The sequence below is a fragment of the Corynebacterium rouxii genome (genome assembly GCF_902702935.1).
GTDB classification, from domain to species: domain Bacteria; phylum Actinomycetota; class Actinomycetes; order Mycobacteriales; family Mycobacteriaceae; genus Corynebacterium; species Corynebacterium rouxii.
Map to the genome: position 1 here is coordinate 1,678,376 of NZ_LR738855.1, position 15,611 is coordinate 1,693,986.

Genomic DNA, 15,611 nt, shown 5'->3' on the forward strand with positions numbered 1-15,611 from the left:
GCCGGTGAGTTATTTAAATAATCCCCACTCGCCCCGCTAAGGTGGTATGCATGGCTGACGTGAACAAGCAGGCCGCAAAGGCCGCAAAGAAGGAGCAACGCGCCGCTAAGCGTGCTCAACGTCGCCAGAACTGGGCACAGATCTGGCAGGCGTTTAATATCCAACGCAAGCAGGATAAAGCGCTGATCCCGATTATGCTTGCTGCCTTCTTGGGCACCGGCTTGGCTTTCTTCCTCATCGGTTTGTTGTGGAACGGCCAGTGGTTCATGCTGGTTACCGGCTTGATCCTCGGCGCCGCATTGGCAATGTTCTTGTTTAGTCGCCGTTTGCAGGCCAGCGTGTACGATCGCGCAGAAGGCCAAGCAGGCGCAGCAGGCTGGGCTTTGGAAAACATGCGTTCCGGTTATGGCATGGCATGGCGTACTAAGACCGGTGTTGCTTTTACCAAGAACATGGATGTACTGCACCGCACCATTGGCGTGTGCGGCATCGTACTTGTCGGCGAGGGCAACAAATCTCACCTTCGCCCGCTGGTAAGCCAGCAGCGCAAGCGCTTGGAGCGTCTCGCACCAGGTGTGCCAGTGCATGAGATCTACATTGGTTCCGGTGAGGGCGAAGTTTCGCTGAAGAAGCTTCAGAGCACTTTGATGAAGTTGCCTCGCGTGTACAAGAAGAACGACGTGTACAGCATCGCTAACCGCATCGAGTCTATGGACAACATTAATGCCGGAGGTGCGGCTCTTCCCAAGGGACCAATTCCTAAGGGCGGCAAAGTGTCGGGCATGAACCGTCGCGCTCGTCGTTCGGCAGAACGCAATAAGTAAGAAGATAGAAAAATTCCCACGCACGTGTGCGTGGGAATTTTTGTTGCTATCCGAAAACGACTGCGGTGCCAGTAGCTCGGTCATGCATGCCGCGCCCGTCGGCGTCGACAAGCACTGCAGGGAAAATGAAGCACGTAAACGCAGTACGCGCAAGGGCACGCAGGAAGCCCACGTGCGCATCGCGAGCGTCGATACGCGCAACTCCAATGCCTACCGACGCTTGCCCAGGGGTGCGTGCAAACAGCCAGACGCTCACGACTCCGAGAATAAAGAAGAGAATCAGTGCGACAGTCGATGTGCCGCCAAGAACATGGGTTACGTTGGTAATCAGCACAGCGGCGATAAGACATATGATCCAGTCAATTGCCACTCCCAAGGCACGACGCATGACAGAGGCCAAAGCTCCAGGGCCTTCTTTGGGGAGGCCAAGGAATTCACCTGGCCAACGAGCGATACGGTTTCCGTCGAATTCTGCGGGGATCTGTGGGCCATCGAGCCAGCTACGCTTGGGGTTTGCCATGTCCCCTACCTTAATATGGATGACAGCATTCACACGAACGTGGTTTCTGGCATGATGGTTGGAGTAACCGCGGTCACCATTTTTGATAGCCCTATAGATAATAGGTTAAGCTAGTCGCGCATATAACCTACGACCGCTTATCAATGTGTCAGCGTTAGCGCTATAAACCCATACACCTTATAACGAGGAGTCAACGTGGCTTTTACTTCCACCGAAGACGTCATTAAGTACATCAAAGAAGAAAACGTCGAGTTTCTTGATATTCGCTTCACCGACGTTCCGGGCCGTGAACAGCGCATCACCATCCCTGCATCGATGTTCACCGAGGAAGCTGCTGAAGATGGCTTCGCATTTGATGGTTCCTCCATCCGAGGATTTACCACCATCGACGAATCCGACATGAACTTGCACCCCGACGTTGCCACCGCAATGGTCGACCCATTCCGCAAGGCGAAGACACTGAACATGAAGTTCTTTGTCCACGACCCATTCACTCGTGAGCCATTCTCCCGTGACCCACGTAACGTTGCCCGCAAAGCCGAGCAGTACTTGGCTTCTACCGGCATCGCTGACACCTGCTTCTTCGGCGCGGAAGCTGAATTCTACGTGTTTGACAAAGTCAGCTACGAAATTGAAGGCAACCGCTCCCACTACGAGGTCGACTCCGACAACGGCTGGTGGAACCGCGGCGTAGACCAAAACCTCGATGGCACCCATAACCGCGGCTACAAGACCCCATTCAAGGGCGGCTACGGCCAATGCGCGCCATACGACACCCTCGAAGATCTTCGCGACGAGATGACACTCACCTTGCGCGACGCAGGCTTTGACGTTGAGCGCCAGCACCCAGAATGCGGTACCGGATCACAGCAAGAGATCAACTACCGATTCAACACCCTGCTCCACGCTGCCGATGATCTACAGACCTTCAAGTACATCATCAAGAACACCGCTTTCCGCAACGGCAAGACCGCAACATTTATGCCTAAGCCACTGGCAGGCGACAACGGCTCCGGTATGCACGCCCACCAATCACTGTGGAAGGACGGCAAGCCGCTGTTCCACGATGAGGTCGGCTACGCTGGCCTTTCCGACATGGCCCGCTACTACATCGGTGGTATCCTGCACCACGCAGGCGCAGTCTTGGCTTTTACCAACCCAACGCTTAACTCCTACCACCGCTTGGTTCCCGGCTTCGAGGCTCCCATCAACCTCGTGTACTCCCAGCGCAACCGCTCGGCTGCGATCCGCATTCCGATTACCGGCTCCAACCCAAAGGCCAAGCGCATCGAATTCCGCGCACCAGACCCATCAGGCAACCCATACTTCGGTTTCGCTGCCATGATGCTCGCAGGCCTCGACGGCATCAAGAACCGCATCGAGCCACACGCACCTGTAGACAAGGACCTCTACGAGCTGCCGCCAGAAGAAGCCGCTTCCATCCCTCAGGCACCGACCTCCCTCGAGGCATCCCTGAAGGCTTTGGAGGAGGACAACGAGTTCCTCACCGACGGCGACGTCTTCACCGACGACTTGATCGACACCTACATCAAGCTCAAGTACGACAATGAAATTGCACCTGTTCGCCTGCGCCCAACCCCGCAGGAGTTCGAGATGTACTTCGACTGCTAAGCGTTTAGGAACATTTGCGCTTCTAGACAGTAGTTATTTGCGAATCTCCCGAACACAATAGAAAACCCAGACTCCTCACTTGAGCAGTCTGGGTTTTCTTCTATGCGGCAGGCTTCAAGCTGTCCGCTCGCGCCATTTCCGTTCAGGAACAGGGCCAAGGCATGACCTGTAGACCACGAACCAAGGTTGGGTCTCGTGGTCTCTTATGCAGCCTTACTTTCTTCCGGTGGCGCATTCGCTCAGGCAATCTCGAAGATTTCCATTGGCTTCTTCTTCCAAGGCCGTCCGCCGCGTGGTCGGTTCGGGCTAATCTCCCCCGTCTCGGTCACGACGAAGGTAGCCACGAATACGCTTGAAATTCGAGACGACAATTTGCACCGCACGCAGTACTGCGAAGCTGTCAATTCCGCGCATTCCCTTTTAGAGCGGTCGCCGTCCCCTAGCTGAGCGTCATATTTTGCCGAAGCGTTACGACTCTCGTTGTTGGCGCAACCTGCTTTATAAATCTATACCCCGTTTGGTGTACCGATAGAGTGCACCCGCTCACCGCGCGCCACCTAGCGCGCGAGGGCTACGCGTTGCTATAGTTCGTGGTCAAGGAGGTGGAACCAATGACATACGTACCAACACTGATTGCTAACAACGTTCTGAACCGCGCTTTTGCCGAAAAGTGCAGGATAAGCCCTATGAAGTTGCAAAAGATTCTGTATTTCGCAGCAGCCGAGTATCAAAAGAACACCGGTAAATCCTTGTTTAGTGAACGGTTTGAAACTTGGCAGTACGGCCCGGTATTGCGCAGCGTGTACAGCGAGTTTCGCCCGTTTAGTCGTGACTTCATCACCCGTTTTGCCAAGGACGCGGAAAACCAGTCTCACATGATTAACGAGAGCGCCGACCCCGCATTACAGCGAGTGCTTGATACCGTTTGGTCGGCAACTAAGGGTCACTCGGCTGTTGACCTCTCACGCATTACGCATATGGAAAACTCGGCATGGGATAAGTCTTTTCAGAACGAACAGCCGTTTCTTTCGTCCGCCCACATCGCCGCCGATAACACCTACCGCCACGAACTCGGTTTAACTACAGCATGAGCGAGCAAGAAGAAGCGGCGTCACGGCAAGTAGACAATGAACCGGCCAAGTCGCGTGCTGAGCCGCCCGCGATTCATGAGGGCGGTGAAGATAGTCCACTTTTCGGTGAGAAAGAATTGACTACGTCTACAACATCTGATGAACTAAGCCTCGACGATAAACGTAAGAATTACCAGTTAAGCAAGGGTATGGAACTTGTCTTGCTGTGTGTGTTCTTAATTTTCTTGCTCGCTATCGTTAGTGTTTTTCCATGGGCTCAAAAAAGTGAAGTAATTCCCACGGCTGTAGATACGCTTAAGTTGATAACCACAACTGTCGTTGGTTTCGTTTTCGGCTCGCATTGGTTCAGTCAAAAGAAAGACGGCGACAAGTAAGACAAAGACCACCGCCCCAGCGCTCTAGATGTTGAACTGGTCCCTGAGAGTTGGGCTGGTTTTATTCTAGTCGGTTAGGGATTTAAGGGTCTGGTTCCGGTAGCGCATCGGAGTCAGACCTTTGAGTCGTTTCTGGTCAAGTCCGATGAAGTGGTGTATCTGCACTTTCTGAATCAAGGACAATTTCAGGGGGACGTTGTCGTGGACTGGCCCAGGCCTGATGGTGATTCATTAGGCTGCCTCCTCAACGGTGTTGGTGGCAATCAGTGCGCGTGTGTGTTCCAAGCTAGCTAGCGACATGTAACGTTTCTGCTGGATCCAATCATCATGCTGTTCCGCCAGCACAGCACCGACAAGGCGGATAACCGATGCACGGTTGGGGAAGATTCCGACCACGTCGGTGCGCCGGCGAATCTCACGGTTAAGTCGATCCGTTGGGTTATTAGACCACACCTTTGTCCACACAGCTTTTGGTGTGTTCGTAAAGGCGAGAATCTCATCCAACGACTCCTCTAAGTAGCCAGCAACCTCAGGGAAACGCTCGTTGCAGAACTCTACTACTTCCCAGGCCTGGTCCCAGGTGGCCTGGGTGTTAGCTTGCTGGAAAATGGAATGAAACATTCCAGATAGCGTGGTCCACTGGCGTTGAGATACTTTCGACGATAGATTCTTGGCACAATGTGTGCGGCACCACTGCCACCCCGCAGGCTTTGAGGTCCTGGAAGAACCCGATCCATTACTCCACGGATTCTGATGTGGCGACCTGCATTCCTAGTAATTCACGGTAGCCGTCGTTGTTGACGCCGGTAGCGACAAGCACGCTGGTTGTAACCACGCGTCCACCCTCGCGGACTTTCATGGTCAATGCGTCACACGACAGGTAGAAATAAGGGCCGCTATCTAAAGGGCGGGTGCGAAAGTCAGCGACCATCATGTCGAGTTCTTTGGTCATGTCAGATACCTGCGACTTGGACAGGTTGTCAATACCTAAGGAAGCAACCAGGTCATTCATACGCCTAGTGGATACGCCCTTTTAAGGTAACGCGTCGCTATTACGGTAGTCAGAGCTGGCTCGGTACGGGTGCGCCGTTCTAGGAGCCAGTCGGGGAAGAACGCTCCTTGGCGTAGCTTCGGGATAGCAATATCACGTGAGCCGACGCGGGTATCAAGCCTGCGGTGGCGGTAGCCATTGCGGGTATTAGTCCGCTGGGGAGAAACCGTGGTGTCATCGGCGCCGCACACACTGTCAGCTTGGGCGGAGAGAATGTGGTTGATGAAGTCTGTAAGCATCTGGCACATCAAGTCAGGGGAGGCTTGGGCGAGCAGTTCTTCGATATAGGCAGTCGGGTCGATATGATTGGAATCAGTGGTCATCGTGGGTTTCTTCCTTTCGAGGAGATGTAGGGGTTGATTCGAAAAAGTATCCGCGATGGTCGTCTTGTTATGCACCGGCACGAGGCTTCACCTGGGTCACAGATACACCACGCTAACGGACGCAACCCCTTCGGTTTGGTCCTAAGCGCCTCATCACCGCCTTTGCGCCACTTACTCACCCAGTCTTTGACCTGTTGAGGTGAGGACAGCTGAAATTCCTTCGCCAGGTCCATGCGTGTTTCGCCAGCGAGGAAACGGTCGACTACTTCCTTTTTGATCTCGAAGGAGTAGTGCTTCTTGGTTGGTTTCTCCACAAGACATAGCCTGCCATGGAGAAGCCAGCGATGGTACAGGCTACGAGCTGGGGCGCGCCGGACCCCAATCCGACGTGCCGCAGCCGTAAACCCCAAGTCTTGCTCACATAGGCCAACGAGCTGTTCTCGTTGTTCCTCTGGCAGAGAACTTCGTGTGCTCATAGAAACACTCCCTATTAGTCGGTGTCTGATTTCTCAGTCCAACTAATGGGGAGCAGTTCATTTTTTCTACCCCCACTAAAACTCCCCAAACCCCCAAATCCCGTGTCCGCCACTGGTCAGTTTTTCATGTCCGCCGACAAGACAAGACATAGCTAGTTGTCAACAGATCGACGCTGGCCGCCTTACATTAAAAAGTCAACAGGCACTCTGCTCCTGTTGACTTTTCAACTGATAGCAAGAAACTCGTCCTTGCTGACATTACTTACTACTACTTTTTAGAAACTCTTCAACAAGAAGTCGCTTCCAGTAACTACTTTTTGAGGACGGCGTCCATGTAGGAACTATCGAGACGATAGCCATCCTCGTGTTGGACAAGCCGGTTTTCCTTAATCCGATCTTCCCACCACAGCTCAAACGTAGCTATATCGCTAAGGAAGCCGGAGATGTGCTCTGGGATAATAAAAGACTCGCTTAACATCGTGCGCATCGCTTCTGGAGAATCCATAACTGTGAGCTCTTCAATTTGGCGGTACGGCTTGACATGCTGGATAGACCAATAGACTAAATCAAAAAGGTGCCACGTCTCCTGCGACCGCCCTGAGACATAGAGTCCTGTGCTCTTTGCTGCACAACGGATTTCATGCTCAAGACCTGGAGTTGGGGTCGCCGCAATTGCTCGTTCGAGTTCTGGGGTCAATGCACCATTCATCGAGCGTGCGTGAATGTATTTCGGGTCGCTTTCCACGGTTGATTCGGAAAATTCTGGATCTGGCTCTAAGAGCTCAAGAAATTCTGCAAATGTTGATGCTACTTGGATGTATTCTCCAGGATTTTCTTCATCGTTGCAGAACAAAACACTGCCCTCAGGAAAGTCTTTCAATCCGTAGTTGATCACCAGGTATTCATGCATTCCGCTTTCGCAAAACCCAAAAAGCAGTACTTCATCGGGGATCTCGTATTCTTCGGTAAGGAATCGGCCATAAGTAAGTAGATCATTGTTGTCTCCACTTGAGGTTTTCCCATTACCGAGAATCTGCTCGACATTGAGCACATAGTCTTCGGAAGAATCGTCCATTGGCAGTTCGATCGGATTATTTTCTAGGGAAAGAACTCCCCCTCCGCAGCACTTGATCAAATCCTTGTAAGCCTTCGGGAGTTTCTTCCCAAGTGTCTTTTCAATTTGTGCAATCTTTAAAACCGTGCATTTTTTGCCAGGGTATTCAAAATCAATTTTGCAACTGTTCATTGGTCTTCCTTAAACGTTGAGATTTTTGCTCCATACTGCGTATCCGCCAGTATGCCTTACCACGTTGTGAACTTCTTTGTTAATAAGCTGCATCCTTCCTGTGTCTTGGTGATGATGCCACACTAGGCCATGTTTTTTCGATATTTTCTGTCAATCCCGAGTGCTGCGTCGGCTGCACGAATGTCCTTGTAACTTCTCCCGGTGGGAACAATAGTTACATCCGGAACCTTGCCGTACGGCATAGCTTCGGGATTGGGACCTGACCCTTTTTGGTGGACACCTGATATCCAGCCCAGTCGGGCTGGGAAGAAAGGTAATCTACCATCATGTCCAAGTACTCCGAACAGTGCAAACGCGATGCTGTAGCTCTCTATGAGAACAATGACGACCTCTCGCTAAACGCAGCATCAGCAGAGCTCGATATCAACCGTGACTCGCTGCATTCATGGGCCAAAAAGCACGACACCGAAAAAGCGTGCGCGTATTAAAGCCGTGCATGATAAAGCCCACGCAACGAATGATTCCGAACGGATCCGCCAGTGAGACAAAAGAAAACGCAACGTTGCGCGAAAAACGCGATATCCTACGCAAGGCCGCAAAATATTTTGCTTAAAAAGACACGCTGGTAATCCGCTTCCAGTTTGTCTATGACCACCGAACCGAATACTCGGTCAAGCGGATGTGCCACGTGTTAAGGCTCAATCGCTCCTCGTTTTATAAATGGGTGCAAACCCGTGAAAATCGCAGGTTAAAAATGTATTCCGATGCCGCTATTGGTGCAAAAATCAAGACCACTTTTGATGATGAGCACGGGCTTTATGGTGCTAAACGCATCGCTGCAAACCTTAAAACCGATACGAGCTTTGGCCCGATCAATCACAAGAAGGTCGCACGCATCATGAAAATCCATGAGGCTGAAAAGGCTTTACCAAGCAGCGCCGATGCATCACCACTAGGCGCACGACTGGCCACCGTGCCATGCCAGATCTAGTAGGCCGCAGAATTCACCGCTGACAGGTCAAACCACGTCTGCTCCCGCGAGCTTGTCGGTCATGCACTCGCGGATCATATGCGGGTATCGCTGGTTATCGGGGCTTTGTCTCATGCCAGAAAGGTCCGAGGAAGCCTTAAAAGGGGGGGGCATTTTTTCCATTTTGATCTTGGCAGTGTGTACACCGCACAGGCGTTGGGGGCCACTGCGCTAAGCTTGGTGTGCGCTAATCTATGGCAGCAGTGGGAACGAGTGCTGATAACGCCCCAGCAGAATCCTTTAACGCCACCGTAAAGCGTGAAGTACTGCGTGATAGGAAGCTCTTTGAAAGCCCAATCAGCTGCCGGCAGGAAATCTTCCGGTGGTGTATGCGCTACAACACGCGCAGGCGGCACTCTTGGTGCGACCTTCTAGCCCTCCGATGACTTCGAAGCGCTTAATTCACCTACACTGACCCAAGTAGCATAGCTAACCCCCAGCGTGTCCACTTTCCGGGGGCCAGGCCCCTGCTCATGAAGTGGGTTATCTGGGTCATGAAGCGGGTGGTTAGGATCATTCTCCGCAGCCCTGTATTCCCCGTAGGTGATGGGGTTGTCGTTGGTGATTTTCATTCCATCGGTCAATTCCTCGATGGTTTTGTGGAGTGACTCCCCTTGCTCATCATCTTGGACTTCAGACGGGTGCTCACCGCGCAGTTCTTCTGGCTGTTCGTCATGAATATCACTCATGTCATTTAGTAAATCACAGTCTCCAGACACGAGTATTTCCCTAGTGGTTCTATCGAACAGTCCCTCACCGCTAAGATCGCAGGATTTTTCAAATAAGGTTCACTTCCACCAGTTAAATCTTCGCCAACAACCCCGTCACATTCATCGTCAAGGTGGCGGGGATTTTTGACCTTTGATGGTGGTTAAAATTGATGTCCTTTAGCCCCTTATGTAAAAGCAGATACGTCAATCCCGGGAAAACGAGTTGAGTTTCAGGGGAATGGCTGGTCACGGGGCATTTTCGCACCCCTTAACCCCAGGTCACAATCTGTTTTGGAGGTTGTCCGAATTCCCCGTTTAAGAGTCTAGGGCGTGGTTCCGATATTGCTTCGGAGCCACGCCCTTTTCTTATCCTTCTTCTACGGCAGTATCTGCCACCAGTTGCTCCATTGTCCCGCTCAGAGCTGCTTCGAGAATGTCACTGTCGGGCATATCAAAGTGGTCGTGCCCAAGCAGCAAGCTAAACGACGTCTGGGTATATCCCTGCGTGGTGTAAGCACTGTAGCCTTTGAGAGCGGCACCAACGGCGTCGAAGTTTTCCAGTGTCGCCTCGGGGACGTCGTCACGCCCTACTACCCAATAAAGCGGTAGCTTATGCGGAAGTTCAGGAATAACCTGTGATTCTGGTGTTTCACCACCGCTGACCATGACCGCGCCACCAGTAACCAAGGGGCTTAGCTTCGGCAGAACTTTTTGCGCTAGATATTCTGCGCCACCGGAATAGCCCATCCACCAGATTTTGTGCTGGTTAATGTCGGGATGGTCGCTTAATTGTTGTTCAATGAGTGCTCTGAGCCATTTGGTTTTGCCTTCCGAAGGCTTCCACCATGCGTGGTCGTTGTCCGCAGAGGGGTCTAGTGGAGCGATGAGAATCATATTGTGGCTACGTGCCACCTCCGCCATAGAAGATAGCCCTTGTCCAGGATCGTCAAACTCATCTTCGCCGTCACCATGTAGGCGCACCACGAGTCCAATGGTTCGCGAGTAGTCCAAGCCCGTGTCGTAGATTCGGTAATTGCTTGTCACATTATCGTGGGTAAAACTGTGCATCTCCCCGTGGTCGATGTCGCCATCGTGGGACGTGATCGAGAATTGTTGGGTAACGGCATCGATTTTTGCAGGTGCACCTGGGAATGCGATAGCGCCACCAAATATACCGAGGACAATGCCCACTGCAGAAGCGATAATGATCTTAAGCTTCGCAGGAACTCTGCGTTTCATGGATCTTATAGTACGCTTCGTTGACTTAGATCACACACCGCATTGATATCCCATACTGTGCAACATAAAATCCCACAGTGTAGGATGTTGTGATCCTCATCTAATCCACGAAAGTTTACTCTATGCCACCTCACCAGACTTCCACTCCCGAAGCCATTTCAGACGCTATCGACCATCCAGAACACGCAGCAGGCCGTTCTCTCCACAATTCCATCGGCGACTTCATCATGAAAGTCTTGAACGGCATCTCCATTGCCGTAGTAGTCGCTCTTGTACCCCAGGCTCTACTAGGAGAACTTCTCAAAGCACTCTTGCCGATAGCGCCACAGCTTAAAACGGTCATCACATTGGTCGCACTGTCGTCGTCCATGCTTCCCATTTTGATCGGTGTGCTCGTGGGTATGCAGTTCAAACTCACCCCAATCCAGACAGCGAGCGTCGGCATTGCAGCTGTCTTGGGTTCCGGCGTTGCGACGGTCGACCCTGATGGCGGTTTCCATCTCCAAGGAACAGGGCTAGTGATCAACACCGGCATTACTGCAGCACTTGCGGTGGCTGTGGTTTTATGGGTAGGTCCACGCCTTGGCAACTACACCATTTTATTGCTGTCGACGATTGTGGTTATCACTGCTGGAACGATCGGCTGGGTAGTCACCTATCCTGCCGTGCGCGCTTTTAGCGTCTGGTTAGGCGACGTCATCAACGGAGCTACCGGATTCCAACCCATCGCCATGGGTGCCATACTCTCACTAGCGTTCTGTCTAGCAATTGTCTCCCCGATCTCTACAGTAGGCATTGCTACTGCAATTTACATGTCCGGTGTGGCAGCAGGAACCGCCAATCTCGGCGTTGTTGCCGCAGGTTTTGGATTAGCCATTGCAGGATGGAAAGCCAACGGAATGGCTACCTCCCTGCTACCCGTTCTAGGATCCCCAAAGGTACACATGGCAAATATTTGGGGCCGGCCCCTCAACTTTTTGCCGCTAGCTCTCACATCCGTGATCTTGGGGGCTATTGGTGGTGCTTTAGGAATCTCCGGAACCCCAATCTCAGCAGGTTTTGGCGTTTCAGGTCTTGTGGGACCCCTTGCTGCACTGAACGCCGAGGGGTGGGGCTGGTCTGCCGCCAATATTGCAATCATCGTTGCAGTGTTCGTCATCGTCCCCATCGCGTTGTCCATTGCCTCTTTTAAGCTCTGTTCAGCACTGGGCCTCGTGCGCTCAGAAAATTACACTCTCGATTTCGAATAGATTCACAAAGCAAAACCGAGACATCCCCTCTCAAAGGAATGTCTCGGTTTTATTTTTACTAATGCGTTAAGCGTTAGTTCTCTTCATCTTTTTGGAAAGATCCAAGGACTTTATCTGCAGCGCCCTTGATCTTATCGCCGGCATCGCTAACAGCCTGCTTAATATCGGCTTTGGTCTGATCGGCGCGGCCTTCGTCGGCAAGGTGCTCGTTCTCAGTAGCCTCTCCTACTGCCTCTTTTGCTTTGCCGCCAAATTCTTCGATCTTGTTCTCAAAATCACTCATGGTGACGTGCCTCCTTAAGGCGTAGTGGGATTAATACCACTTCCCACCATAGGTCGCCCTCAAGTTGCCCGCCACCATGTGCACACATTGTTATCAACCCGCAAGATAGTCGTTACAGAACCATCGCTGCCACCCAACCAGCTGCAATGAGCGGAAGGTTGAAGTGAAGGAACGTCGGGATAACCGAGTCCCGAATGTGGTCATGCTGACCGTCCGCATTCAAACCTGATGTAGGACCAAGCGTGGAGTCCGAAGCTGGGGAGCCCGCGTCACCCAAAGCGCCGGCGGCACCAATAATGGCAACCGTTGCCGCTGGAGAGAATCCCATGGCCGCACACAGTGGAACATAAATCGTTGCAATGATTGGGAGCGTAGAAAACGAAGAGCCAATGCCCATGGTCACCACAAGACCCACCAAAAGCATCACGAGAGCACCAGCAGCTTTGTTTTCACCAAACATGGCAGCGGAGGCGTCGACAAGCGACTCAACCTCGCCAGTTTTACTCATCACCGAGGCGAAACCTTGAGCCGTAATCATAATGAAGCCGATCATGGCCATCATCTTCATTCCCTGGCTGAACACATCATCTGCTTCCCGCCAGTTCACTGCTCCAGTGAGCATAAAGATCGCCAAGCCCGTAAGTGCACCGATGAGCAAAGAATCTGCTTCAGTATTGAGCGACTGCATAACGACCTGGACCGCAAAGGTTGCAAAGATCGCGATCAGGGAAACAATTACCTTGTATCGAGAAACCGGCTTTTCTTCCCCATCAGTCTCCACAATGGCAATAGTCCGATAGTCGCGCGGCTTGCGATAGCTAAAGAACACGGCAATCAAAAGGCCAACAAACATACCCAATGCTGGGATTGCCATGACCTGCATGATGTTGATACCACTTGTGTCCATTCCAGCCTTGCGGATGTTACCGAGCAAAATCTCGTTGAGGAAGATTGAACCAAATCCCAGCGGAATCCACATGTAGGTAGTAACCAAACCAAAGGTAAGCACACAGGTCACTAAACGACGATCCAACCGCAGCTTATTCATTACACTCAGCAACGGGGGAACAATAAGAGGAATGAAAGCGATATGGACTGGAATGAGATTCTGACTCATCACACTCATAGCGAGGATACCTAGCAGCATCAACCACTTGGTCACAGCAACAGCTTTTTTGCTTGCGCTTTGTTCTTCACCACTAATTTTTTTCATAATGAAGTCGGCTAAAAGCTTGGGCAAACCCGAGCTTGCTACCGCCATTGCAAAGGCACCGAGCATGGCATAACTAAGCGCAATTTTCGCACCACCAGCTAGGCCTTCTTGGAAAGCAACCATCGTTGCATCAAGGCCAATTCCACTGGTCAGACCGCCCACAAGGGCACCGATAAAGAGGGCCAAGACCACGTGAACTCGCAAGACCGCGAGTACCAGCATGACAACGACCGCTAGTAACACTGCATTCATAGCGAATAAATTACGCTATTACGCAATTTATTAATAGCTGGATAGAAATTACCCCCGTACCCTGTACGTATTAAAACACCAGTTGATCATCAACACTTGCGTAGGATCCATGTTGGATCTAACTTGTATCTATGTCGTATTCACAGCATGATCCTCATGTCGCAGCACTCTTGGACGACACATCCGAGTTGCCCGCCGCCGAGCGCGCCTATCTCTATCTAAAACAGCAGATCACTCACGGCCACCTCAGCGACAATGACATGATCAGTGAAGGCGACATAGGCAAAGTACTCAGTTTGAGCCGCACGCCTGTACGTGAAGCATTTCTCAGACTAGAAACCGAAGGGTTCTTGCGTCTCTATCCAAAACGTGGCGCCTTGATCGTGCCGCTCGGAGCAGAAGACATCCGCGACATTTACGAGTCCCGCTACCTCATCGAGGCTCACTCAGCCATGAAAGTTGCGCAACTGCCAAGCACACAACGCACGGCGATCGTCGCTGCGCTAGAAACCACCATCGAAAAGCAAGAAGAGGCCTTAAGTCGCGAACGCCTCGACCTCTACACCGACTTCGACGCAGAGTTTCATCAGCACATCATGAAAGCTGCTGGTAACGAAATCTTGGCGCACCTCTACAACAGCCTGCGGGATAAACAAGCACGCATCACCTCACGTATCGTGACCCGCAACGCTGATAACGCCCAAGTGTTTGTCCAAGGCCATAAACAACTAATCCTGGCAATCCGCGACGGCAATAGCGATGCCTACCAACAGGTTCTTTCTGAACACCTTGCCACTTCGCAACATCAGTTTTAACGACACACAGTAAGAAGAGCTATGCCTCAAAAGCAGCAATCGGCCGTGCATCCACGCGACTGGTTCCCAGTAGCAGCCACAATGATCGCCATCGCTTGGGGAGGCAACGAATTTACCCCCTTGCTCGTCATGTACCGCGCAACCAGCCATTTCGAGCAAGTCGTGGTCAACGGACTCCTCGGCGCCTATGTGATCGGTATCGTCCCCGCCCTGCTTATAGCAGGACCGCTATCAGACCTTATCGGTCGACGCCCTACTCTCCTACCCGCAATTCCTATCTCACTATTCGGATCCGTCCTCATGTCCTTGGCACCGCACCACCCCGTGGTCATTGGTGCAGGACGCATCTTTTCCGGAATCGCCCTCGGCCTCGTCATGGCCGTGGGATCTACATGGATCTCTGAACTTTCCACAGCCAGCGGCACAGACGCTTCAGCAGGTCCCCGGCGCGCTGGACTCTGCCTCACCGGTGGTTTCTTAGTCGGCGCTGGGGTTGCTTCGATTCTTGCCCAGTGGGCACCAGCGCCTGCGCATACACCTTATGTGCTGCACATTATTCTGACTGTATTTAGTGGTTTTTGGCTCTTAAAGGCACCAGAAACCAACGCTCCAGAGCTAGGAACAGTCAAGGCAACGTGGCAAACAGTTGGCTTTCGACGTTTCTTCCAAGATCTGCGTATCCCCGCTGCTGCGCACAAACGATTCTTACGCGTAGTTGTCCCCGTTGCGCCTTGGGTTTTTGGTTGTGCGGGCGCAGCCTATGCGATTCTCCCCCAGTTACTTGCAAACTCTGCCGGTAATACCCCTATCGCGTTCTCGGGATTGATGACGGTTCTCACTCTTGGTTGCGGTGCCGGAATTCAAGTCATCGGCAAGCTGATTGATACCCGTGAATCTGCACGTGCCTCAGTAGTTGCAATGGCAATCATCACTGTCGGAGTTGCTATTGGAGCCGTTGCGGCCTCCGACCTTAACATTTGGATCGGGATTCTCTCGGCCATGCTCATGGGCATGGGCTATGGCCTAGCTCTTGTTGCAGGTCTTTCTGAGGTGCAACGTATTGCGCAAGCAGACGATCTTGCCGGTCTGACAGCTGTGTATTACTCGGTGGCCTACCTAGGATTTTTCATCCCCATGGCCTTTGCGGCGCTAAACGCGTGCTTTAGCTACACAGTGCTGTTCTCAGTGGGAACTGTGCTTGCTCTCGCATGTTTGATTGCGGTTACCACCGCGTGGCGAGCCCACCTGCCAGGCGTTCGCCATATTGCGGTGCATGCCTAGA

Annotated in this window: 15 protein-coding genes and 3 pseudogenes; 9 read left to right on the plus strand and 9 right to left on the minus strand. The window is 52.2% G+C overall.

All coding sequences use genetic code 11. From position 1 onward, the window contains the following. The first annotated feature begins 50 nt into the window (after nucleotides 1–50). Nucleotides 51–824: a DUF4191 domain-containing protein gene (locus CIP100161_RS08270; RefSeq protein ID WP_155873515.1), complete on the plus strand. Its 774-nt coding sequence runs from the start codon at nucleotides 51–53 to the stop codon at nucleotides 822–824. Nucleotides 825–870: 46 nt separating this feature from the next. Here the strand turns inward: CIP100161_RS08270 and CIP100161_RS08275 are convergent, their stop codons facing one another. After that, the gene (locus CIP100161_RS08275; protein ID WP_155873517.1) at nucleotides 871–1,344 is read right to left on the minus strand and encodes an RDD family protein; all 474 of its coding nucleotides are present in this window, start codon (nucleotides 1,342–1,344) and stop codon (nucleotides 871–873) included. 195 nt (nucleotides 1,345–1,539) lie between these two features. Between CIP100161_RS08275 and glnA the strand changes: the two genes are divergently transcribed. The 4 genes from glnA (at nucleotide 1,540) to CIP100161_RS08295 (ending at nucleotide 4,441) form a co-directional block, all read left to right on the plus strand. Beyond that, nucleotides 1,540–2,976 (plus strand): type I glutamate--ammonia ligase, encoded by a 1,437-nt coding sequence (gene glnA / locus CIP100161_RS08280; protein WP_155873518.1) that lies wholly within the window; start codon nucleotides 1,540–1,542, stop codon nucleotides 2,974–2,976. A 195-nt stretch (nucleotides 2,977–3,171) separates the two neighbouring features. Beyond that, nucleotides 3,172–3,423 (plus strand): hypothetical protein, encoded by a 252-nt coding sequence (locus tag CIP100161_RS08285; RefSeq protein ID WP_155873520.1) that lies wholly within the window; start codon nucleotides 3,172–3,174, stop codon nucleotides 3,421–3,423. Between the two features lie 164 nt (nucleotides 3,424–3,587). Beyond that, nucleotides 3,588–4,067: a Panacea domain-containing protein gene (locus CIP100161_RS08290; RefSeq protein ID WP_155873522.1), complete on the plus strand. Its 480-nt coding sequence runs from the start codon at nucleotides 3,588–3,590 to the stop codon at nucleotides 4,065–4,067. Then, the gene (locus tag CIP100161_RS08295; protein ID WP_232053133.1) at nucleotides 4,064–4,441 is read left to right on the plus strand and encodes a hypothetical protein; all 378 of its coding nucleotides are present in this window, start codon (nucleotides 4,064–4,066) and stop codon (nucleotides 4,439–4,441) included. The genes CIP100161_RS08290 and CIP100161_RS08295 overlap by 4 nt, the downstream gene beginning before the upstream one ends. 231 nt (nucleotides 4,442–4,672) lie before the next feature. On the opposite strand, the pseudogene CIP100161_RS08305 reads toward CIP100161_RS08295, so the two are convergent. The 4 genes and pseudogenes from CIP100161_RS08305 to CIP100161_RS12585 all read right to left on the minus strand — a co-directional run bounded on the left by CIP100161_RS08305 (nucleotide 4,673) and on the right by CIP100161_RS12585 (nucleotide 7,660). Next, nucleotides 4,673–5,815 (minus strand): annotated as a pseudogene (locus CIP100161_RS08305) (IS256 family transposase). A gap of 125 nt (nucleotides 5,816–5,940) precedes the next feature. Then, a pseudogene (locus CIP100161_RS12580) lies at nucleotides 5,941–6,291 on the minus strand (helix-turn-helix domain-containing protein); the annotation flags it as partial. Between the two features lie 310 nt (nucleotides 6,292–6,601). Next, nucleotides 6,602–7,537 (minus strand): SMI1/KNR4 family protein, encoded by a 936-nt coding sequence (locus CIP100161_RS08315; protein WP_155873524.1) that lies wholly within the window; start codon nucleotides 7,535–7,537, stop codon nucleotides 6,602–6,604. Between the two features lie 9 nt (nucleotides 7,538–7,546). Continuing rightward, the gene (locus CIP100161_RS12585) at nucleotides 7,547–7,660 is read right to left on the minus strand and encodes an HNH endonuclease (protein WP_232053134.1); all 114 of its coding nucleotides are present in this window, start codon (nucleotides 7,658–7,660) and stop codon (nucleotides 7,547–7,549) included. Between the two features lie 203 nt (nucleotides 7,661–7,863). Here CIP100161_RS12585 and CIP100161_RS08325 point away from each other — a divergent pair. Continuing rightward, nucleotides 7,864–8,953: pseudogene (locus tag CIP100161_RS08325) on the plus strand (IS3 family transposase). Here CIP100161_RS08325 and CIP100161_RS08330 read toward each other — a convergent pair. Together CIP100161_RS08330 and CIP100161_RS08335 are read right to left on the minus strand one after the other, a co-directional pair. After that, complete coding sequence (locus tag CIP100161_RS08330) at nucleotides 8,939–9,256, minus strand: hypothetical protein (RefSeq protein WP_232053135.1); 318 nt, start codon at nucleotides 9,254–9,256, stop codon at nucleotides 8,939–8,941. The pseudogene CIP100161_RS08325 and the gene CIP100161_RS08330 sit on opposite strands and share 15 nt — an antisense overlap. A 387-nt stretch (nucleotides 9,257–9,643) precedes the next feature. Then, nucleotides 9,644–10,516 (minus strand): hypothetical protein, encoded by an 873-nt coding sequence (locus CIP100161_RS08335; protein WP_155873526.1) that lies wholly within the window; start codon nucleotides 10,514–10,516, stop codon nucleotides 9,644–9,646. A gap of 227 nt (nucleotides 10,517–10,743) precedes the next feature. On the opposite strand from CIP100161_RS08335, the gene CIP100161_RS08340 reads away from it, so the two are divergent. Continuing rightward, nucleotides 10,744–11,766 (plus strand): PTS sugar transporter subunit IIC, encoded by a 1,023-nt coding sequence (locus tag CIP100161_RS08340; RefSeq protein ID WP_155874566.1) that lies wholly within the window; start codon nucleotides 10,744–10,746, stop codon nucleotides 11,764–11,766. A 73-nt stretch (nucleotides 11,767–11,839) separates the two neighbouring features. Here the strand turns inward: CIP100161_RS08340 and CIP100161_RS08345 are convergent, their stop codons facing one another. Together CIP100161_RS08345 and CIP100161_RS08350 are read right to left on the minus strand one after the other, a co-directional pair. Further along, a complete protein-coding gene (locus tag CIP100161_RS08345) occupies nucleotides 11,840–12,049 on the minus strand; it encodes a CsbD family protein (protein ID WP_155873528.1) in 210 nt (69 codons plus the stop codon). A gap of 112 nt (nucleotides 12,050–12,161) precedes the next feature. Further along, the gene (locus CIP100161_RS08350; RefSeq protein ID WP_155873530.1) at nucleotides 12,162–13,514 is read right to left on the minus strand and encodes a Na+/H+ antiporter family protein; all 1,353 of its coding nucleotides are present in this window, start codon (nucleotides 13,512–13,514) and stop codon (nucleotides 12,162–12,164) included. Between the two features lie 131 nt (nucleotides 13,515–13,645). Between CIP100161_RS08350 and CIP100161_RS08355 the strand changes: the two genes are divergently transcribed. Beyond that, nucleotides 13,646–14,329 (plus strand): GntR family transcriptional regulator, encoded by a 684-nt coding sequence (locus CIP100161_RS08355; RefSeq protein ID WP_155873532.1) that lies wholly within the window; start codon nucleotides 13,646–13,648, stop codon nucleotides 14,327–14,329. A gap of 21 nt (nucleotides 14,330–14,350) precedes the next feature. Next, on the plus strand, nucleotides 14,351–15,610 hold the full coding sequence (locus tag CIP100161_RS08360) for an MFS transporter (RefSeq protein ID WP_155873534.1): 1,260 nt from the start codon (nucleotides 14,351–14,353) through the stop codon (nucleotides 15,608–15,610). Nucleotide 15,611 lies beyond the last annotated feature (1 nt).